We start from the raw sequence: 22,093 nt of genomic DNA, 5'->3' as shown, positions 1-22,093 counted from the left end.
GGTTATCGGCATGCAATTTTCAGGACTACATCACGTATCGGCGATGACGGCAAGTGCAGAACGGAACTATCAATTTTACACAGAAATTTTGGGGATGCGTTTAGTTAAAAAAACAGTCAATCAAGATTCACATCATATGTATCACTTATTTTACGCAGATGAAATTGGTCGACCGGGAACGGATTTAACCTTTTTTGAAATGCTCGGAATCGGACGCACATATCGAGGCAACAACAGTATTTCTTTAACCGGCTTACGAGTCACAAATGACGAGGCGATTAATTATTGGGTTAAGCGTTTTGACGAGTTTGCTGTTAATCATCAAGGTGTGAGTGAGCAGCTAGGTCGTAAGGTGATTTTCTTCGAAGACCCAGAAGGGCAACGGTTAATGCTTGTTTCAGATCAAAATAATACAGGCGTTGAAGCGGGAATCCCTTGGGATAAGAGTTCAGTTCCTGTTGAATTTGGCATCGCAGGTTTAGGTCCGGTTCGGTTAACTGTGCCTGACCTTATACCAACTGAGGACAAGTTGGTAAATTTAATGAACTTCCGTCATGTTGGAAACGATCCAGCTTATCAGGACGGACAACCAAATGTTGAGGTTTATCAAACAGGTGAGGGAGGGACAGGTGCTGAAATCCATGTTGAAGTAAGAACAGATCTCCCGCGCGAAAGACCAGGTCGAGGTAGTGTTCACCACGTCGCTTTTCGAGTGAAGGATCGGGCTGAATTAGAGGCATGGGCTGAGAAGATTAAGAAAGAGCGTCTTCCGAACTCAGGCATTGTGGATCGCTACTATTTTGAAGCTTTTTATTTCCGTGAGCCAAACGGGATTCTTTATGAACTATCGACTGATGAACCAGGATTTTTAACAGACGAACCAGAAGAAACGTTAGGTGAAAGACTTGCATTACCACCATTTATTGAGCATAAACGTGAAGAAATCGAAGCAATATTAAAACCTTTAAATAGTAAAAAATAATCAACATAAAGCAGGTGCGCATATTGTCGTAGCCTGCTTTTTTGCCTAAAACATGATTGGTGCTATACTAGTGGTAAATATATATTTGGACGAGGAGATAATCAATGCAGAAGCCAAAAGCGATTTTCTTAGATATGGATGGAACGATGTTGAATAACTTTAATCGCGTTACTGAAAACACGAAAAATGTGATCGACGAAATCCGCAAATTAGGAATTTATGTTTTTATCGTCACTGGACGGGGCAAGAATGAAATTTTCACGACAACGCCTGAAGGGTTTGAGGTCGATGGTGTGATTAGCTCAAACGGAATGACTGGCTACTTAGGGGATAAAAAATTATTTGAATATACATTGCCATTCCATGTCGTTGAAGCGATTGTTAAATTAGCGCAAGATAATCAGATCTATTATGAGTTATTTCCGACTGAGGGCTCACAAATTGTTGAACGTCAGGATGAGCCGACATTATTAGCTGAAATGGAACAGCCAATGCCTGATACAGTCGGGATTAATGAGTGGCGTGAGCGTGAAGAGGCGTTAGCGGGATTAATTAACTGGGTCGACAAGGTGCCGACGGGGGATTACTCTAAATTTTATTTCTTTAGTCGTAGTCCTGAAAGAATGAAACGTTGGATTTCAGTATTAAGAGAGCAAAAACGAAGCCTACCATTTTCGATGACATCTTCTAGTTTAAATAATGTTGAAGTGATGGTTAAAGGTAAGAATAAAGGAACGGGGATTCAAAATTTGATTGATGAATTGAACATTTCAGCAGATGAAATTTTAGCGATTGGTGATAGTTACAATGATGAAAGTATGTTTAAACTCGCTGGACACACTGTTGCGATGAAAAATGCACCTGCTCAGGTTCAAGCAATGACTGATGAGGTTACAGCTTTTACGAACGATGAAGAAGGATTGTATCATTATCTAAAAAAAATTTTACTCGATAATTAATCAGGTTTCATGCTATAATTGAAAAAACATATTAGAGAGACATGTATAGGCTTATGAATTGGCGTAAGCGTTTCTACCAAATGACCGTAATCATTGGACTACATGTGAACGATAAAGGGGTAACTATACCCTTTTTCAGTTACACATTTTTGTCTAGTACATACTAGACTTTTTTAATATCAATTTTAATAATCACCACAATCCGATTACTTCAGGTTATGCAGACGAAAAGCCAAATTGATTAAGTCCATTCAAAACAAGAAGGGAAGCGTTAAGAATGAAAAGTCAATTACCGCAAGTTAATCAAACATTGATTCAAGTCGCACTCGGAGAAAAACCAGCAGACCTCGTTTTAAAGCAAGGCACACTCGTCAACGTCATTACTGGAGAATTAAACAAAAACATTGACGTTGCGATTTCAGGTAACCGAATTGCTTATGTTGGACATGCAGACCACACGATTGGACCAGAAACCGAAGTGATTGATCTCGAAGGTAAATACCTAGCACCAGGCCTAATGGATGGCCATATGCACGTTGAAAGTACGATGCTAACAGTTACGGAATTTGCCCGCATGGCACTGACAAAAGGAACGACGAGTATTTTTATGGATCCACACGAAATGGCGAATGTTTTTGGCAAAGAAGGGGTTCGCCACATGCACGAAGAAGGACGCAAGCTACCATTACATGTATTTACTACTTTTCCTTCCTGTGTCCCTGCAACAGCTGACTTTGAAGATGCAGGTGCAAAGATTACTGTAGAAGATGTTGAAGAAGGACTGACATGGGGTGGTGTTGTCGGCTTAGGCGAAATGATGAATTTTCCTGGTGTAGTCAATCGTGATCCGTTAATGCTCGGCGTGATTAATGCAACACTTCATGCAGGGAAAACAGTTACCGGACATTTCCCAGACGGAACTGACCAGATGCTCCAAGCCTACCTAACTTCAGGTGCTAACTCTTGTCACGAGACAATTACACGCGAAAAAGCACTAGAAAAATTACGCTTAGGCATGCACCTAATGATTCGTGAAGGCTCCGCTTGGCACGACGTTAAAGAACTGGCAAAAGTGATTACGATCGACAAAGTGAATACAGACCAAATTATGCTCGTCACGGACGATATTTACCCGCAAACTCTTGTTGAAAAAGGCCAAGTCAATCATGTCGTTCGTCGTGCGATTGAAGAAGGGATTGACCCAGTCACAGCAATTAAACTCGCATCAATCAACACAGCACGCTATTTCAAATTAGCCGACGATTACGGCAGTATCTCACCACGAAAAGTGGCTGACATAATCATTTTAGATCAACTCGAATTAGTGGAACCTACAATGGTGATTGCTGATGGAAAAATTGTCGCACAAGATGGCAAATTAATTGTTGATTTGCCAACATATGAGTATCCCGATCACGTTAAAGATTCTGTGCACGTTAAACGGGCAATCAAGCCGAGCGATTTTATTGTCAAAGCTAAATCAAGCACGGATCGTGTGACCGCAAATGTGAAAGAAGTGATCGAAAATAGTGCACGAACAAAACGGACTCAATTTGAGTTAGTCGTTGAAGCGGATCAAACAATCGTTTCAGACCTGGACCAAGACGTGATTAAATTAGCTTGTCTCGATCGTCATCACAAATCTGGTGATATTTCTGTTGCTTTTGCCCATGGCTTTAAATTGAAAAAAGGAGCTGTTGCTTCAACAGTCGCGCATGACAGTCATAACTTGCTTGTGATGGGAACTAACGATGACGACATGGCGTTTGCAGCCAATTATTTAGTTGAGCTAGGTGGCGGAATGGTCGTTGTTGAAAATGGTAAAGTACTAGCCGAGGTTCCTTTACCAGTTGCGGGATTAATGTCAGATCAACGAGCAGAAACTGTTGTCAAGCAAGTGAATCAGCTTGATCAAGCATGGCAAGATATCGGATGTCAAATTCATGCACCATTTATGACTTTCTCATTAATTGCACTTCCAGTTATTCCAGATATCCGCATCTCTAACCGTGGACTTGTTGATGTTACTAAATTCAAGTTTATTCCAGTCATAGAATAAGATAAAACAGGATGATCAGTCAACGATCATCCTGTTTATTTTCATGATAGATTCGCAACACCTCGCTAGGTGTTTTTTGTTTAAACTTTTTAAATGTTCGGCCAAAATAAGTGGAGTTGGAAAAGCCGACTAAATAGGCAATCTGTTGGATATTATATTGATTGCTATACAATAACCGCTCTGCTTCCGATATTCTGACAAGATTAATATACTCCTTTAAAGTATACCCCGTCGCCTTTTTAAACACATGACAGAAGTAGTTTGGACTCAAATTACAGTGCTCTGCCGCTTCCTTAACGCTAATAGACTGATCAAAATGGTTACTTATATGATAAAGGATTGGCTCAATCACAGCATGTTTATTTATTTGTTTGTCAGTCGCTGGAGACACCTGTGCGATTCGAATGGCATGGGCAATCGCTTCTAGTAAGTACGCTTTGACAAGGATTTCATAACCACCTGTTTTTTCTGAAAAAGCATCGATCATTTTTTCTAAACAATTCTGGAGTTCTTTAGATTGATAGTGACTTGTTTCAAAGAAAAATGGTATTTTAAGTTCATTATTTAATAGTGGAACTAAATAGTTTCTTTGAACACGGTCTAATTCCCCATCGATTAGAAAAGTATGATTATAAACAATCGCATACAATTGGCTCTTATTTGAGTTTGGAAAGGCAGAGTGTAACTCCTCCCGATTGATAAAGACGATATCTCCCTCAGTTAGGTCTTTAAACTCAGCGCCAACTTGAACGCGAAATGAACCTTTTGTGATATAGATCCACTCGAAATGATTATGCCAATGAAGTGGGATGGTGCTTTGGTCAGGATGACGAATAAAAAAAATATTGATTGGAAAAGCAGGGTCAGGTATCTTTGTATGTTCCTCTTTTGAAAATTGAACTTTCTTCATCACTTATTTCAACTCCAATATCGTAATTTAGTATGATTAAATCGGAAGATTAGGGATTGTTTCTCGTGACTTAATAGTAATATAATATGATTATAATAGATTAGTACTTTAAATAACAACTATCGATTGAACGACAATCATTAGAGGAGGAAAAATGATGTTTGAAAAGATCAATCATGCGTTAGTAAGAAAGTATGATGGAGAAACGTTAGTCATTCAGCCTTGGGGAGAAAATTCCTTCAGAGTCCGAGCATCATACGGTGAGTTTGAAAAATCAGATTGGGCATTATTAGCACCTAAGCAAACAGAAACATCGATTACAATTAAAGAGAAAACAGCAGAAATTGTGAATGGTAAAATTAAAGCAATCTTGCAACAGACCGGTCAAATGACCATTTATAATCAAAAGGGTGAAGTTTTATTACAAGAATCTGAACATACTTATCAACTTAAGTATGGGGGAAGGGAGTTAACACCTAAGGTTGGTAGTAGTGATTATCAATTAACGCTCCGTTTAGAGTCTGATCCGAATGAAAAATTGTTTGGCATGGGGCAATATCAACAAACATTGATGAACTTAAAAGGATGTCAGCTTGAGTTAACGCATCGAAATAGCCAAATTAGTGTCCCATTTGTGCTGTCAAACTTAGGTTACGGATTTTTGTGGAACAATCCAGCGATAGGAAGAGCAAATTTTAACTTAAATATTACTGAGTGGTCAGCCCAGTCAACAAAACAGCTAGACTACTGGATTACAGCGGGTGATACGCCAGCTGAAATTGAAGAAGCATATGCAAACGCGACTGGTAAAGTACCGATGATGCCAGAGTATGCGATGGGTTTTTGGCAAAGTAAGTTAAGATATCAAACACAAGATGAATTATTAAGTATCGCACGAGAGTACAAAAAACGTGGACTTCCATTGTCAGTGATTGTCATCGACTTCTTCCACTGGACAAATCAAGGGGATTGGAAGTTTGATTCTAAGTATTGGCCGGATCCAAAGGCGATGGTCGAGGAATTGAATGAGCTAGGGATTGAACTGATGGTTTCAGTTTGGCCGACTGTGCAAACTGAGAGTGAAAATTATCAAGAGATGACGGAAAAAGGTTATCTTCTGAAAACCGACCGTGGGATTGGCACACAGTTTAACTTCCTCGGTTCAAACAAATTATTTGATCCGACGAATCCAGAAGCGCGATCGTATTTATGGAAGAAAATCAAGCGAAACTATTATGATTATGGCATCAAGATCTTTTGGCTAGATGAAGCTGAGCCAGAAATGTCCGTTTATGACCACGATATTTATCGCTATCATATTGGTCCAAGCTTACAATATGGGAATCTATATCCGCTAAATTATAGTCGAACATTTTATGATGGCATGGCGGAAGAAGGTCAGGAAAATATCATCAACCTTGTTCGTGCTGCTTGGGCAGGGAGTCAGCGTTATGGCGCGCTTGTCTGGTCTGGCGATATTCCTTCGAGCTTTGAATCACTAAATAAACAAGTCCGAGCAGGATTAAATATGGCGATAGCTGGGATTCCTTGGTGGACAACGGATATCGGTGGTTTTCATGGTGGTGATCCGACCGATCCATCATTTAGAGAGTGTATGGTTCGCTGGTTCCAATACGGTGCATTTTCTCCAGTTTTCCGTGTCCACGGTGATCGTTCACCGATGCAAGAACCAATCGGTACGACTGGCGGAGGCCAATGTCATAGTGGTGCAGATAATGAAGTTTGGAGTTATGGTGAAGAAGCGTATCCAATTTTCGAGAAATTTATGAATATTCGTGAGCAGTTGAAGCCGTATATTAAAGAAATCATGAAGGAAGCGCACGAGAAGGGCACGCCACCAATGCGACCGCTATTTTATGATTTCCCAGAGGATAACCAAGCTTGGGATGTCGATGACCAATACTTATTCGGTCACGCTATTTTAGTAGCTCCAGTCTTGAATGAAGGTGACCGAAGTCGAACAGTTTATCTTCCTCAAGGTGCAGAGTGGAAAAACGCTTATACTTCTGAAGTTCATCAAGGTGGCCAATCGATTCTGGTTGATGCGCCATTAGAACAGATTCCATTATTTATTAAAAATAACGCAGAGCTTAATGTTAATTTTGAATAAGACTGCGGTGGGAGCAGGTGTAGAAAATATTCTACGCCTGCTTTTTTGACGTAATCATTGAAACACCATCGAACTCGTCTGCATTTTATTGAACTTGTGCATAACAGCTCCAACTCGTGCATAAACTCCTGAACTTGTGCACAACAGCTCCAACTTGTGCATAAACTCCTGAACTCGTGCATAACACCACCAACTCCTCGTAGATCAAATTCCCCGTGATCCTTGATAACCAATCATAATTAAAAGCGCACTCTTTAGAGTTGTTCTTTAATTAATTTAAATAACATGATAATATGAAACAAAAGACACGGATTTTGACGATGGAGGAAAAAATATGAAGCGTGGTAGTTTTCAACAGATGAAAGCTGTAAACAAATCAATTATTTTAACAAAAATTTTAAATGATGGGCCAATTTCAAGAGCTCAAATTGCTAAGGAAACTAAATTAACACCCCCGACAGTAGGGACGATCGTGAAAGAATTGATTGAGCAAAAAATGGTTGTTGAAAGTAGTCAAGGCCAATCACAAGGGGGACGTAAACCGACGATGCTCGTGATCAATCAAAATGGACACTATATGATTGGGATTGATGCGGGGCCAAGCAACATCGATGCGGTTTTGACCGACCTTTCTGGGAAAATTTTCACTCATATTAAAACCAATTTAACGTTACCAATTACTGAAGAAGAATTTTTATCAAAATTAATTGAAACGATTGAAGCGATTTTACAGCAAAGTGCTGAATATGAAAAAGATATTATTGGGATTGGCGTGGGGATGCATGGTGTCGTTGATGCGGAAAAAGGCGAGTCACTTTTTGCACCTAACTTAAATTTAAGACAAATGCCGGTTGCCGATGTACTATCAACTCATTTCCCTTATTATGTTAAGGTGGAGAATGATGTTCGGGCACTTGCTTTAGGTGAAAAATGGTTTGGCCAAGGCAAGAACAGTGAGCGACTTGTCGTTGTTAATATCGGTAATGGTGTTGGTTCAGGTGTGACAATTGATGGTGAATTATACCGCGGTGAGAGCCATATTGCTGGTGAAATTGGTCATATGACGATTGATCTGAACGGGGAGCAATGTACGTGCGGGAATCGAGGGTGCTTACAAACGTTTATTTCAGGACCAGCGATTGCAAAACGTGCACATAAACGAATTGAGCAAGGTGAACAGACGAGCTTAAGAGAAGTTGAACAACTGACAGCTTTAGCTGTTTATCAAGCTGCCGAAGCGGGAGATCAGGTCGCGCAGGACATTTTACACCAAACAGGCACGTATATTGGGGTAGGGTTGATCAACTTGATTCATACACTGAATCCAAGTCAAATCGTTTTAACAGGTGGTGTCACAAAAGCAAAAGATTACCTGATGCCAAATGTTCGCGCAACAATCAATGAACGTGGGCTAACGATGAGAGCAAAGCAAACAACGGTGTCGGTGTCTGATCTCGGTGATCACTCAACAGCACTCGGGGCAGTCGCACTGATCATTGGTGAATTATTTGCGACAAATGGCAAACTAACAAACGAATGAGCAACATTTTTACATGAAAAAAGGAGCTCAATTAAAGCTCCTTTTAGTTATGATAATGTTGAAAATGTAAATGTTGTTGTGTGACGATAGACTTCATTTTTCGCAAGTTCAATGCTTGGGAAGCCTGGATAATTTAATGATGCAGGTGTACTTTGTGTTTCTAAACAAACACCAAGATACTTTTCAGATTGACGTTCTTTTAACGTACAAGAATCATCGACACTATTCCCTGTATAAAGCACCATCGCCGGTTGATTCGTCTTTACAGTTAGCTTACGGCCACTCGTTGGTTCAGTAACGACAACATTTTCCTCTGCTTTATGGTCAAAAACAAAGAAATGATCATAACCATCACTAGCCACTTTATTTTGTGGATCACCCGAATCGACACCATCAGCAAGCTTACGTCCATTGGTGAAATCAAAAACGGTATCTGTTACAGGTAACAAGCGTCCGGTTGGAATGAGTTCTTGATCAAGCTCGATAAATTGGCTTGCATCTAATTTTACTTCGTGATTTAAAACAGTTTCTTTTAAGTTACCTGTTAAGTTGAAGTATGAGTGGTTCGTTAATGATAAAATCGTGTCCTGATCAGAGAATGCTTCATAATCAATGGTAAACGCATTATCATTTGTCAATGTATAGGATATTTTATACTTGATCGTTCCTGGATAACCTGCATCGCCATCTAAGCTCGTATGATATAATACAGCCCCAGTACTTGTTGCTGTTTCAACTAACTCGACTTGCCAGGTAATTGAATGTAGCCCGTCAGGTCCGCCATGTAAATGATGCTTTCCTTCATTTTCAGGTAGCTGATATTCTTTTCCGTTTAATGAAAATGTTGAGTTGGCAATTCGACCAGACACTCGACCAATTAAGGCACCAAAATAATTGCTATTATTCAAGTAATCTTTATAATCATCAAAACCAAGTACGACGTTTTCAAAGTTACCATCCTTGTCAGGTGTGACGATCGATGTGATAATGCCACCAAAATCTAGAAATGAGACAGACATCCCATTGTCATTTTTTAGTGTATACTCGTTCCATGACTGACCTTCGATAGACAAAGGCGTTGTTTTTGAGTGCATAAAAAAACCTCCCATTACGTTAGTTGTTTAGTGAGGAAGTAAAGCGCTTAAATGCTTCCCATCCTTTATCATTCGATTTAAAGATTCCAGAATTCTTTAAAACTCTAACAAATTTGCTTGCTAGCTGTGCTTGAATGACTTGATCAACATTATCCTCTGTTATCGACTGAATTTCAAGTTTAATCTGTTCAGCCCAATCTTGATGATATGATTCTATCTGATCTGAATCACCGAGTAGATAGTCTTTTAACTCGGCTAATTCGGTCTTCAAACGTGGCGGTAAAACAGCTAATCCCATCACTTCAATTAAGCCAATATTTTCTTTTTTAATATGATGGACATCTTGGTGTGGATGGAAAATACCATCCGGATGCTCTTGATTGGTTCGATTATTTCGTAAGACTAAATCTAATTGATAAGCATTGTCACGATATTGAGCAATAGGTGTAATTGTGTTATGTGGTGTTTCGTCTGTATAAGCAATGAGTTCAACATCTGGATCGCTATATTGACGCCATTTCGTTAAAATCAGATCGCCTGCTTCAACCAATTGATCATATGTTTTAGCACGTAAACGAATCACTGACATCGGCCAATTAAGTACACTTGCTTCAATCTCTGGAAAATCAACGAGATCAAAAGTGTAGGCATCTTTTGCATCAGTCATCCCAAATGTGTAGCGTCCGGCTTGATAATGATCATGACTTAAAATACTTCCACCAACAATCGGTAAATCTGCATTCGAACCAATAAAATAATGTGGCAATTGTTCAACAAAAGCAAACAAGCGTTTAAAGGTATCGCGATTAATTTCCATTGGCTCATGTTTTTTACTGAGCACGATGCTATGTTCATTATAATAAAGATATGGTGAGTATTGGAATAGCCAGCCTTCACCAAGCAGATCTAAATCAATCATTCGGTGGTTTGATCGGGCTGGATGACCAACACGGCCAACGTAACCTTCATTTTCTTTACAAAGCACACAATTTGGATAACCACTCGTTTGCTTCATTTCACGTTCACGCTTAATTTGTAAAGGATCTTTTTCTGGCTTCGATAAATTGATCGTAATGTCAATTTTACCATAGTCCGTATCTGTTTGAAAATGAATGTTCTTCGCAATCCGTTCTGTTTGGATGTAATTGCTCGTTTGACTTAATGAATAGAAAAAATCAGTCGCTTTAATTGGGTCTTCTAAATAAAGCTGGTCAAACTGATCATTTAGTTGTGAAGGACTTGGCAAAAATACATTCATGATGTGCGCATCAAGTTGTTCACGTTCATCAAGTGCACCTGTGATCACCTGTCGTTCGACTGCATCATCAATTAATTGTCCCAACAATTGTGGAATCGTTAAGTTCGTTTCCGTTTCGATCACTTCTGAAAAAGTGTCCAACTTTAATAAACCGAGGATTTGATTGCGACAATAAATACGGTCACGCTCTTGAATCAATCCTGAATCAATCACTTTGCTAATCAGTTGTTCAATAACTAAATCGATCATTCAACTTCCCTCCTGATAGCCATCTGGATGATGTTGATGCCAGCGCCATGCATCAGTAATGATCCGGTTAATTTCTGTCCGTTCCGGCTCCCAATTCAAGATTCGAGCCGCTTTTTCAGACGAAGCAATCAATGTGCTCGGATCACCCGCACGTCGCTGACCCATTTTTTCTGGAATCGGATGGCCTGTCACTCGGCGAGCAACATCAATGATTTCTTTGACAGAAAAGCCAGTTGAACTGCCTAAATTAAAGATCTGACTTTTCCCACCGTCTCGTAAATATTGAACCGCACGAATGTGGGCATCAATTAAATCTTCGACATGGATATAATCACGAATACACGTGCCGTCTTCTGTAGGATAATCATCCCCAAATATCGTAATAAATTCACGCTTTCCAAGCGCAACTTGTAAGACGATCGGAATTAAATGTGTCTCAGGATCATGGTCTTCACCAATTTGAGCATCTTCTCTTGCACCTGCAACGTTAAAATATCTTAAGGAAACGTACTGAATACCATGTGCTTCTTGACACCAACGCATCATTTTTTCCATCGTTAATTTTGTTTCACCATAGGTGCTTGTTGGTTGTGTTGGCATATTCTCAGTAATAGGTACACTCTCCGGTTCACCGTATGTTGCTGCTGTTGATGAAAAGACAATTGATTTCACATTGAATTCAACCATTGCCTGAAGAACAACTTGTGTCCCGTAAACGTTATTATCGAAGTACATAAGTGGTTTCTCCATTGATTCACCGACTAAGGAGTTGGCTGCAAAATGAATCACCGCATCGATTTGCTCACTCTTAAAAACAGTGCGTAAAAAGTCGAGGTCACGAATATCACCTAAATAGAATGTTGCATCAGGATGTAGCGCATCCTTGTGTCCTGTCGATAAATTATCGATCACAACGACCTGATGGTTTTGTTCAATTAATTGATAGACAGCATGTGAACCGATATAACCCGCACCACCTAAAACTAAAATTTTCATAATAACATTTCCTCCTTAAGCTTTTAATTCCTTCGCTCCGTCACCAATTGTTGCTTGATAGAAAGTCGGTTGATAACCAATTTTTTTCTGATAAATTTTCGCCACATTTGTTTTAAAGTTATCAACTTTACTCTGATCAACAAGCGCAATCGCACAACCACCAAAACCCGCACCTGTCATTCGCGCACCTAAAACACCATCTTGATCCCAGGCTGCTTGAACAAGTGTGTCAAGCTCAATCCCAGTCACTTCATAATCATGCTGGAGTGACAAATGTGATTCATTTAAAAGTTGACCAAACCCTTGTAAATCCCCAGCTTCTAACTTAACGAGCGCATCTTTCGTCCGCTGGTTTTCATAAACAGCATGCTTCGCTCGTTTACGCTCAGTTTCATTTTCAATGATCTTGGAAAAATTGTCGAACTGATCGGTTGATAATTCACCGAGGCTATTAATCGCCAACTCAGTCTGCAGATCTTTTAAAGCACTCTCGCATTCGCTTCTACGTTCATTATACTTCGAATCGGCCAGTTCGCGACGTTTATTCGTATTGATAATCATAATTGTATACTCATTTAGCTCAACAGGGGCATATTGAAAATCAAGCGTATTGCAATCAAGCAACATGGCATGATCTCGTTTACCCATTCCAACGGCAAACTGATCCATAATTCCACTATTGACACCAATATAGTCATTTTCAACGCGCTGACCAAGCTTAACCAGCTCAATTCGATCGATCTCGATTTGAAAAACTTTCTCAAGCAAAACACCAGTGACTAACTCAATTGAAGCAGAGGATGATAATCCCGCACCATTTGGGATATTTCCATAATATAAAATATTGAAGCCTTGTTCAATCTTAGCGCCATTTTTGATCAGCTGATCGATCATCCCTTTCGGGTAGTTCGCCCAGTCATCATCTTGCCGATAACTTAGATCATCTAACTCAACCGTAATGATCCCTTTTTCCTCAAAATTGATTGAATAAAATTGGATCGTCCGATCATTTCGCTTCGTTGCTAAAGCATACGTCCCGAATGAAATCGCAGCAGGAAAAACATAACCACCATTATAATCCGTATGTTCACCAATTAAATTAATCCTCCCCGGTGCAAAAAATGTTCGAACGGGTTCGGTAGGGTGGAAGAGCTGATTAAATTTTTTGATTAAATTTTCTTGATTCATAATTGATAACCTCCATCAATGGACTTAATTAAATTAATTTACTAACTGTTATATTCATATTATAAACAAAACCTATGTCCAACGTCAATGACTTTGAGGTAAAATTGCAAAAAGTAATCTAACAAAAAAGAAGATCAAAATTAAGAGTATTTAATCAGAAATGACAACATTTAATTAAAAAGATTATTTTAGTTTGTCAATTAAGTTAATTAAGTTATAATGAACCTAAGAATTAAGTAATTGTGTAAAGGAGCTTGATGATGGAACATAAACAATTGAAACCATTTCCAAAAGATTTTCTCTGGGGATCTGCTTCTGCAGCATACCAAGTAGAAGGTGCCTACGATAAAGATGGAAAAGGCCCATCGGTATGGGATGTCTATACTAAGATCCCAGGAACGACTTTTAAAGAAACAAATGGCGATATTGCCGTTGATCATTACAATCGCTACAAAGAAGATGTTGCCTTAATGGCTGAGCAAGGATTGAAAGCATATCGTTTTTCAATTGCCTGGAGCCGAATTTTCCCAGAAGGCAAAGGAGAGGTCAATGAAGCAGGGTTACAATTTTATGACAACTTAATTGATGAATTAATTAAGCATAACATTGAACCACTAATCACCGTCTATCACTGGGATGTTCCGCAAGCATTAATGGATGCCTACGGTGCTTGGGAATCACGAGAGATTATTGAAGACTTTAATAACTATTGTGAAACATTGTTTAAACGTTATGGTGATCGAGTTAAATACTGGGTTACTTTAAACGAACAAAATATTTTTATCGGCCTCGGCTACCGTTCAGGGGTTCACCCGCCAGGGGTTAAAGATTTAAAACGGATGTACCAAGCGAATCATATTGCTAACTTGGCCAACGCTAAAGCAATTAACACATTCCGAAAAATCGTTAAAGACGGTAAAATTGGACCGAGCTTTGCTTACAATCCAGCTTATCCATTAGACAGTAAGCCAGAAAATATTTTAGCGGCTGAAAATGCTGAAGAAATGAATTCACATTGGTGGATGGATATTTACGCATGGGGACGTTACCCGCAAGTTATATGGAATTACCTTAAGGATGAAGGACTTGCTCCAGAAATTGAAGCAGGCGATTTTGAACTCTTAGAAAGTGCTAAGCCTGACTTTATGGGCTTGAACTATTATCAAACACATACATTTGAGGCAAATGCACTTGATGGTGTCGGTGAAGCGGCAATGAATACGACAGGTAAAAAAGGTTCTTCTGAAGCATCAGGAAATCCTGGATTATTCAAATATATTCAAAACCCATATACGGAAACAACCGATTGGGATTGGACAATTGACCCAGAAGGATTACGAGTTGCGCTTCGTCGCATCAATAATCGCTACCAACTCCCAATTTTAATTACTGAAAATGGTTTAGGTGCTTTTGATACATTAGAAGAAGGCGATATCGTTAATGATGACTATCGAATCGATTATCTCGAATCACACGCAGCAGCAATTCAACGTGCGATCTCTGATGGTGTTGATGTACTTGGTTATTGCACATGGTCTTTCACAGACTTATTAAGCTGGCTAAATGGTTACCAAAAACGCTACGGCTTTGTTTACATTAACCGTGACGAAACCGGACCAAAAGACTTACGTCGGGTTAAGAAAAAGAGCTTCTACTGGTACCAAGAAGTAATCAAAGCCAACGCCCTAATCGACAGACAAAAATAATTAACAGATAATAAGAACCTGATGACTAACAAATCATCGGGTTCTATTTTTATGAAAAATTTATTGTGGTTGAAGTTAGTATAAAACACAAACCATAATGTTGGTGCCACCTCGGACATTTTTCAATCTAAATAGCTAAAATCTGTCCGAAGTTGGTGCTACTTCGGACATATTTCACTATAAATATCAAGAAACTGTCCGTGGTGATGCTACCTCGGACATATTTCACTATAAATACGAAGAAACTGTCCGTGGTGGTGATACTTCGGACATATTTCACTATAAATACCAAGAAACTGTCCGTGGTTGATGCTATTTGAAAAATAAACAATAATAATCAAAATACAAGCTAACAACCATGTAAATTCCTTCAAATACAGACAGTGACAACCATAAAAACGAAAAAAAGTATCAAATATAACGATTCGATGTATAAAATTTAAGTTTATTGCCCCAGAATGACAAATGTAACGAGTTGTTGGCTTATTATCATTAACCTTTAATCGCCCTGTAACCTATGTCAAGCAGTTTTGTATTAAGATGGGTAGTGCTAAATATAAAGGAGGCAATAAAATAATGAAGAAATTGGTTATGATGGTTCTAACTATAGCCACACTATTTGTGGTCATACCAAAACCACTTCATGCACAAGAATATCAAGTCAAAGCAGGAGATAGCTTATGGAAAGTAGCTCGCGACTTTAACACATCCGTAACAGAACTCTATCAATTAAACGACCTTGATTCAGAACGAATTTTTCCAGGACAAATCCTGAAGATAGAGGAAGAAGAAATTATTCACCTAATCGAACGTGGTGATACACTATATGCTTTAGCAAATCGTTACGAGGTCACAGTTTTAGATTTAATGAATTGGAATCAACTCACGTCAGACCTGATTATTACTGGCAACGAACTCGTTATTTATCCTACTGCAGAAGCCGTCGAAGCTGACCAAGAAAAAGCAGCACAGACAGTCCAAGCAGTGATTAAAGAAGAACCAGCTAAAAAAGCCTCATCAGAAAGTAAAACATTAACGATGACGGCAACAGCATATACAGCAGAATGTGATGGTTGCTCAGGTATCACTTACACAGGTTTAGATTTAAATAAAGACCGCAATATGAAGGTGGTTGCCGTCGATCCATCAGTGATTCCATTAGGTACACGTGTCCATGTTGAAGGATATGGTGAAGCAGTCGCAGGTGATATTGGTGGCGCGATTAAAGGAAACAAAATCGATATTCACGTACCAACGAAAGACGAAGCATATAGTTGGGGCGTACGCGAAGTGACCGTTACCATATTAGAATAATACCGAAATAGAAAAGAGAGCGAATGCTAGCATTTGCTCTCTTTTTATATATCAGTCTCTTGAGACACAACATTCGCCTCAATCTGGATATCACTTTGTTGATCATCTTGTCGTAGTCCAATCACGCCGAAGACAACGACTAATAAAACAATTAAAACGATTAAACCCTTTCTCAAAAAAACTCACCCACCTTTGTATTGTTTGTCAAGTACAATTCTATTGTATATGATAATGGCATAATTAAAAAGAACTAACATTTGGTAGTTTAGAAGGGGAGACAAGATGACAAATTTTGAAACAGCAAAAGTAACTAAAATTGAATCAATTGGAGAAGGAACACGGGTTTGTCTCGATTTAATCGATCAACTCGATCCGCTTGAAGGAGTTTTAATTGGTAATACTGGACATGGCTATTTAATGGCTTTATCTGAAAATCGCTCAACCGATACCTATCCACCACGTCCGTTTCGGATCAATGCCGGTGCTTATCATCATTATCTTTTGCTAGATGAAGAAAAAACAGGCTATTTAGCTGAAATGGAGCCAGGAATGAAGGTGCCAGTTTGGCAAGCTGGCGAGTCACGACTTGTCCCAATTGGACGGGTGAAAATTGAAAAAAGACCATTTATCCGTATTGTTTGTCAAACAGAGAAAACAGCTCAGGAAATCTCTGTTACCGTTCAAGAAGCAGACAGTGTCCATTTGCTGGATGCAGAGAACCGAGCAAAGTCAGTACTTGAATTAGCGGTTGGAGATCAGCTCATTTGTTATCCCGACCAACCTGGGCGTCATCTAGGACAAAAGATTGAAGAAGAAATTACTGAAAAATAATTACCGCAGTGCAACTGTCAGTAAGTCCCCCAGATCAAAAAATCAAAGGAAACGAAGATTTGAAAGTGGGTGACTAACTGGCAGTAGCGGCCCGATTGGTTCAACTAACAAATGTTTTCGGTGGGACGAGTAACCGCAAATCACTTCGATGGGATGAGTAATCGCAGTCCCAGTCCCAATCAGTGAAGACCGCACTGATTGAAGTTTCACTTTATTTTTAGAAAATTCGATAAATTGTCTTGACATCTGATTTTAAGCATACTATGATAGAAAGCAATTCTAATATTTCTGCGTTGACAAAGAGGAGTAGCTTAGATTTTTTCTAAAAGAGAGCTAGTGGTTGGTGGAAACTAGTGGAGGAATTTAAGTGAATGGGCTTTTGAGCAGTCAAACTAAACGGCCACTTGGCCCAGTAAGCTTTGACGGAGGTTGTTTCACCGTTACCTTAGAAACAACGATTAATCTTTAACTGCGATTGATCGTCTAGTGAGCATAAGATGCTAATTAAGGTGGTACCACGGGTTCTCTCGTCCTTTTCGGAACGAGAGAGCCCTTTTTTGATCTCAAAATTACAAAAAATATAAAATTTGGTTGTATTGAGTGTGTACTTAGAAGTCGTACCAAGTGATTGGAACGGCCGGCGGCGACTCCATCGGGAAAAGCGCGAGTCCGAAAATCCTTATTGTGACACGGAAGTGGAGCAATAAAAGTTGAGGCCGTGCCCGAGGAACGCGTCCGCCGATAGTGGAAATCACGGGTGCTTCCTAAAACGTAATTGTGAAGTTGAACTAATTTAATATTAAAATCAATGATGTAAGAGAAGTAAGTTGTCTAACTGTTATTAAAGAGAGCTGAGCATTGCTGAAAACTCAGTATAACAACACAACCGAATGGACTTACTAGAGCTTTTCCGAAACATCCTGGAGTAGGAAAGGACGGCTAATCCCCGTCACCGGATCAAAGTGTAGAGACTAACCTCTCTAAATAGGTGTGGCACCGCGATTGAACAAATACAATCGTCCCCTAAATCATTCAAGCAAATGATTTAGGGGCTTTTTTATTTTAACAAAAGGAGTGGGACAAATGACAATTCGTTATCAAAAGCAAGTGATTCAAGCTGACACGCTAACACCAATTTCGATTTATAATCGACTCCAAGGAGAAAAAAAGTTCATGCTCGAAAGCTCGAGTCATCACCAAGATAAAGGGCGCTACTCCTTTATCGGCACCAATCCATTTAGAGAAATTATCGGAACTGATCAGCAGGTGATTTTAAAAAATGGTGCAAAGATCGAAGAAATTGAAGGCAATCCGTTAGAGATTGTCAAACAACAAGTACCTCAAATTGATCTGGGGCTACCATTCCCGCTTTATGGCGGAGCGATCGGCTATATTGGCTACGATTTAGTTCGGAATTACCAATCGATTGGGTCGTTACTTGATGACGAAATTGAGATGCCCGATTTACATTTGATGATCTATCAAGATTTACTCATTTTTGATCATCAAAAACAAACACTCACGATCATTGCACTTGATTTGTCAGGAACGCGAAGTGAGCTCGAACTAGTCGATGTGATTGAACGGATTAAAAAGCAACTTAACCAATCCCAAGTCGAACTGACGGATCAGGAATTGACACTTGATTTTAAACCATCAATCGATCAGCCAACATTTATGAGCTTAGTTGAGGAAGCTCAGCGCTATATTGATCAAGGTGAAGCATTACAAGTTGTTTTGTCACAACGGATGAAATCAGAATTCCATGACGATCCATTCCAATTGTACCGGCGCTTACGCGTGATGAATCCATCACCGTATATGTATTACATTGATTTTTCCGACTATCAAATCATTGGCACATCGCCAGAAAGCTTGCTTAAAGTTAAAGGAAGACAGATCATTACGAACCCGATTGCAGGTACGAGACCGCGGGGTGACACGCCAGAAATGGATCAACGATTAGCTGAAGAGCTGTTGGCTGATCCCAAGGAATTAGCGGAGCACAAAATGTTAATCGATCTCAGTCGATCAGATTTAGAGAAGGTTTGTCAGATTGAGACGATTACACTGACAAAGCAAATGTTAATTGAACGCTATCAGCATGTGATGCATATTATTTCAGAATTAACGGGTGAGCTTAGACCGGAATTATCATCGATTGATGCGCTTGTTGCATTGTTGCCAGCGGGGACAGTATCTGGTGCACCGAAGCAAAGAGCGATGCAAATTATTAACGAATTGGAACAAGTGCGTCGAGGTGTTTATGCGGGAGCGGTTGGTTATATCAATATTAACGGGGATCTCGACTTAGCAATTGCAATTCGGACGATGATCATAAAAGACCAGATGGCCTACGTTCAAGCAGGCGCTGGTATCGTTGCAGACTCCAAACCCGAACGTGAATACGAAGAAACCTTAAACAAGGCCAAATCTCTGGTCGAAGCCGCAAATAAAATGAATTAAGAGGGGGTTTTACATGTGAAGCGATATCTTGAAATGGTATTGTCGGGAGAAAATTTAACAATAGCTGAGATGAAACAAGCAGCAAAATTGATTTTTAACGCAGAAACGCCACAAGCAGCAGTCGGTGGATTTTTAACAGCGCTACGTGCCAAAGGAGAATCTGCTAGTGAAATGACTGGTCTTGCCCAAGTGATCCGTGAGAAAGCAGTCACAATCCCGACACCAACATCTGATGTGATTGATAATTGTGGCACAGGTGGGGATCATTCGCAAAGCTTAAATATTAGCACAACGAGTGCCTTTGTCTTAGCTGGTGCAGGGTTGACCGTTGCAAAGCACGGTAATCGGAGCATTACGAGTAAATCAGGAAGTGCCGATGTTCTAGAGGCACTTGGAGTTGAATTAAGTATCACACCTGAACAAACGAACGATGCACTGGTAAAAAATAAAATTGCTTTTCTCTATGCACCACATGTTCATCCAGCGATGAAACAAGTGATGTCAATTAGAAGGAGCTTGGCTGTGCCAACGATTTTCAACTTGATTGGACCGCTAACCAATCCAGTCGAGCTCAAGACCCAATTGTTAGGCGTTTTTCGTCGAGATTTACTGATGACAATGGCTGAAGTGCTCCAACAATTAGGCCGAGAACGCGCACTTGTGATCAATGGTGCGGGACATTTTGATGAGGCGACATTAGCTGGTGAAAACCATTGTGTGTTGTTGGAAAATGGTAAACTGCGCACGTTTACGATCCATCCAGAAGAAGTTGGTCTCCCTGTCGTTGCGAATGATCAACTCAAAGGTGGCGATGCCAAGTTAAATGCAGAAATTATGATCAATGTATTGAAAGGCAAGAGAGGTGCGCATCGAGATGTTGTATTACTCAATGCAGGTCTTGGCATTTTTGCTAATGGAAAAGCAACAACAATTAAGCAAGGGATCGAGCTGGCGAAAGAAAGTATTGATTCAGGTTCGGCTTTAAAATGTTTAAAAGGGATGACTAAATCGGAGGTGACGAGATGACTATTTTAGAGCAAATTTTAGCGGTAAAAAAACAAGAAGTGACTGAATTAAAGCAGACATTCGATTTGGCAGAACATCCACGCTTAACACCAATTTGCTCGTTTATTGAACGTTGTCAAGCGAACGACCAGTTGAAGGTGATTGCTGAATTTAAACGGGCGTCACCGTCAAAAGGAACGATTAACGCTAAATTAGATCCGAAAGAACAAGCGCAAATTTATCAAGAGCTCGGTGCCTCAATGATTTCTGTCTTAACGGATCGGCAATTTTTCCAAGGAAGCTATCAAGACTTAGCTCAAGTAAAACAGACGGTCGAGCTACCGATTTTAAATAAAAATTTTATCATCGATGAGATTCAAATTGACCATGCTTACTCATATGGTGCTGATCTGATTCTGTTAATCGTTGCGAGTTTAACAGAAGAACGGTTAAAGCAGCTCTATGATCATGCAAAAAAACTTGGTTTAGAAGTGTTGGTTGAGGTTCACGATGAATCAGAACTTAAAGCGGCTCAAGCAATCGGTGCTAAATTAATCGGTGTTAACAATAGAGATTTAAAAACGTTTAAAGTTGATTTAGCTGTAACTGAACGATTGACACAGTTGATCAATCACGACCGAGAAATTCTCATTAGTGAAAGTGGTCTTCAAACAGCTGATGATGTCGCCCGCGTTAAGCAGGCAGGCGCAAAGGCAATTCTTGTCGGTGAGACATTAATGCGTTCAGCTGATCTAGAAAAAACCTTTCAAGACATGTTAAAGTGAGGTGTTTAAATGGTACTTGTGAAAATATGTGGTTTAACATCATATCAAGAGGCAATCGCTGCAACGGAAGCAGGCGCAGACTTAATCGGGTTTGTTTTTGCCCAAAGTAAACGGCAAGTGACGGTGGAACAGGTCGATCAGATTCAACGACAGTTACCTGATCACGTCAAAAAGGTTGGTGTCTTCGTTGATACACCAATCCATATCGTCAATCAGATCGCTCGCTTAGTTAAATTAGATTACGTCCAACTCCACGGCAAGGAATCCATATTAACTTGTTTAAAAAGTGAGGTTCCTGTGATTAAAGCATTATCACTGCAAGGGACAGATTCGCTTGAGCAAGTGCTCGATTATTTACCCGTCGTTGATTATCTGTTATTAGATGGTCCAAAGCCAGGAAGCGGTCAAACGTTTGATTGGCGTCTGATTGAGTCGATTCCACTTGCTCGAGATAAAATGATTTTAGCGGGAGGTTTAACGGCAGATAATGTTGATCGTGCGATTCAGGAAGCGATCCCAATTGGTGTTGACGTCTCAAGTGGTGTTGAAACGAACGGAAAAAAAGATCTCATAAAAATTAAACAATTTATTCAAATAGCGAAAGGAGCAAGGTGAAACAG

Annotated in this window: 18 protein-coding genes, 1 riboswitch and 2 other annotated features; of the genes, 12 read left to right on the top strand and 6 right to left on the bottom strand. The window is 39.7% G+C overall.

Annotated features, from left to right (window positions below; translation table 11 throughout):
• Positions 1–10: 10 nt before the first annotated feature.
• The 3 genes from ABD814_RS11505 to ade all read left to right on the top strand — a co-directional run bounded on the left by ABD814_RS11505 (position 11) and on the right by ade (position 4,000).
• Complete coding sequence (locus ABD814_RS11505) at positions 11–982, top strand: ring-cleaving dioxygenase (protein ID WP_344913289.1); 972 nt, start codon at positions 11–13, stop codon at positions 980–982.
• 104 nt (positions 983–1,086) lie between these two features.
• A complete protein-coding gene (locus tag ABD814_RS11500) occupies positions 1,087–1,941 on the top strand; it encodes a Cof-type HAD-IIB family hydrolase (protein ID WP_344913287.1) in 855 nt (284 codons plus the stop codon).
• 21 nt (positions 1,942–1,962) lie between these two features.
• Positions 1,963–2,062: riboswitch (purine riboswitch) on the top strand.
• Between the two features lie 156 nt (positions 2,063–2,218).
• Positions 2,219–4,000: an adenine deaminase gene (gene ade, locus ABD814_RS11495; protein WP_344913285.1), complete on the top strand. Its 1,782-nt coding sequence runs from the start codon at positions 2,219–2,221 to the stop codon at positions 3,998–4,000.
• Between the two features lie 19 nt (positions 4,001–4,019).
• Here ade and ABD814_RS11490 read toward each other — a convergent pair whose 3' ends face one another.
• Entirely contained in the window at positions 4,020–4,910 is an 891-nt protein-coding gene (locus ABD814_RS11490) for a helix-turn-helix domain-containing protein (RefSeq protein WP_344913303.1), read from the bottom strand.
• 157 nt (positions 4,911–5,067) lie between these two features.
• Here ABD814_RS11490 and ABD814_RS11485 point away from each other — a divergent pair, with 157 nt between their 5' ends.
• Together ABD814_RS11485 and ABD814_RS11480 are read left to right on the top strand one after the other, a co-directional pair.
• A complete protein-coding gene (locus ABD814_RS11485) occupies positions 5,068–7,041 on the top strand; it encodes a glycoside hydrolase family 31 protein (RefSeq protein ID WP_344913283.1) in 1,974 nt (657 codons plus the stop codon).
• Positions 7,042–7,375: 334 nt separating this feature from the next.
• Positions 7,376–8,581, top strand: a complete 1,206-nt coding sequence (locus tag ABD814_RS11480) for an ROK family transcriptional regulator (protein ID WP_344913282.1) — start codon at positions 7,376–7,378, stop codon at positions 8,579–8,581.
• Positions 8,582–8,628: 47 nt separating this feature from the next.
• On the opposite strand, the gene ABD814_RS11475 is transcribed toward ABD814_RS11480, so the two are convergent.
• The 4 genes from ABD814_RS11475 to ABD814_RS11460 are packed head-to-tail and all read right to left on the bottom strand — an operon-like array spanning position 8,629 to position 13,366.
• Positions 8,629–9,675 carry an aldose epimerase family protein gene (locus ABD814_RS11475; RefSeq protein WP_344913280.1) on the bottom strand — a complete coding sequence of 349 codons (1,047 nt, stop codon included), beginning with the start codon at positions 9,673–9,675 and terminating at the stop codon, positions 8,629–8,631.
• A gap of 19 nt (positions 9,676–9,694) precedes the next feature.
• A complete protein-coding gene (gene galT, locus ABD814_RS11470; RefSeq protein WP_344913278.1) occupies positions 9,695–11,182 on the bottom strand; it encodes a UDP-glucose--hexose-1-phosphate uridylyltransferase in 1,488 nt (495 codons plus the stop codon).
• Positions 11,183–12,178: a UDP-glucose 4-epimerase GalE gene (galE, locus tag ABD814_RS11465; protein ID WP_344913276.1), complete on the bottom strand. Its 996-nt coding sequence runs from the start codon at positions 12,176–12,178 to the stop codon at positions 11,183–11,185. It lies immediately after the preceding gene.
• 15 nt (positions 12,179–12,193) lie between these two features.
• Positions 12,194–13,366, bottom strand: coding sequence for a galactokinase (locus ABD814_RS11460; RefSeq protein WP_344913274.1), 1,173 nt, complete (start codon positions 13,364–13,366; stop codon positions 12,194–12,196).
• Between the two features lie 260 nt (positions 13,367–13,626).
• On the opposite strand from ABD814_RS11460, the gene ABD814_RS11455 reads away from it, so the two are divergent.
• The gene (locus ABD814_RS11455) at positions 13,627–15,072 is read left to right on the top strand and encodes a glycoside hydrolase family 1 protein (RefSeq protein WP_344913272.1); all 1,446 of its coding nucleotides are present in this window, start codon (positions 13,627–13,629) and stop codon (positions 15,070–15,072) included.
• Between the two features lie 576 nt (positions 15,073–15,648).
• A complete protein-coding gene (locus ABD814_RS11450) occupies positions 15,649–16,386 on the top strand; it encodes a 3D domain-containing protein (RefSeq protein WP_344913270.1) in 738 nt (245 codons plus the stop codon).
• Positions 16,387–16,430: 44 nt separating this feature from the next.
• On the opposite strand, the gene ABD814_RS11445 is transcribed toward ABD814_RS11450, so the two are convergent.
• Positions 16,431–16,562, bottom strand: coding sequence for a hypothetical protein (locus tag ABD814_RS11445; RefSeq protein ID WP_344913268.1), 132 nt, complete (start codon positions 16,560–16,562; stop codon positions 16,431–16,433).
• Positions 16,563–16,668: 106 nt separating this feature from the next.
• On the opposite strand from ABD814_RS11445, the gene ABD814_RS11440 reads away from it, so the two are divergent.
• The 5 genes from ABD814_RS11440 to ABD814_RS11420 all read left to right on the top strand — a co-directional run bounded on the left by ABD814_RS11440 (position 16,669) and on the right by ABD814_RS11420 (position 22,088).
• Positions 16,669–17,217 carry a 3-dehydroquinate synthase II domain-containing protein gene (locus ABD814_RS11440; RefSeq protein WP_344913266.1) on the top strand — a complete coding sequence of 183 codons (549 nt, stop codon included), beginning with the start codon at positions 16,669–16,671 and terminating at the stop codon, positions 17,215–17,217.
• A gap of 284 nt (positions 17,218–17,501) precedes the next feature.
• Positions 17,502–17,755, top strand: a binding site (T-box leader).
• Between the two features lie 261 nt (positions 17,756–18,016).
• Positions 18,017–18,244 (top strand) — a binding site (T-box leader).
• 56 nt (positions 18,245–18,300) lie between these two features.
• On the top strand, positions 18,301–19,683 hold the full coding sequence (gene trpE, locus ABD814_RS11435) for an anthranilate synthase component I (protein ID WP_344913264.1): 1,383 nt from the start codon (positions 18,301–18,303) through the stop codon (positions 19,681–19,683).
• A gap of 15 nt (positions 19,684–19,698) precedes the next feature.
• Positions 19,699–20,709: an anthranilate phosphoribosyltransferase gene (gene trpD, locus ABD814_RS11430; RefSeq protein ID WP_344913262.1), complete on the top strand. Its 1,011-nt coding sequence runs from the start codon at positions 19,699–19,701 to the stop codon at positions 20,707–20,709.
• Positions 20,706–21,473, top strand: a complete 768-nt coding sequence (gene trpC / locus ABD814_RS11425; RefSeq protein ID WP_344913260.1) for an indole-3-glycerol phosphate synthase TrpC — start codon at positions 20,706–20,708, stop codon at positions 21,471–21,473. The genes trpD and trpC overlap by 4 nt, the downstream gene beginning before the upstream one ends.
• Positions 21,474–21,482: 9 nt before the next feature.
• Positions 21,483–22,088 carry a phosphoribosylanthranilate isomerase gene (locus ABD814_RS11420; RefSeq protein ID WP_344913258.1) on the top strand — a complete coding sequence of 202 codons (606 nt, stop codon included), beginning with the start codon at positions 21,483–21,485 and terminating at the stop codon, positions 22,086–22,088.
• The last annotated feature ends 5 nt before the right edge of the window (positions 22,089–22,093 follow it).

This window comes from Amphibacillus indicireducens (assembly GCF_039539605.1).
GTDB classification, from domain to species: domain Bacteria; phylum Bacillota; class Bacilli; order Bacillales; family Amphibacillaceae; genus Amphibacillus; species Amphibacillus indicireducens.
Note: the sequence above shows the minus strand (reverse complement) of the source record. Positions and strands in the feature narration are given on the sequence as shown.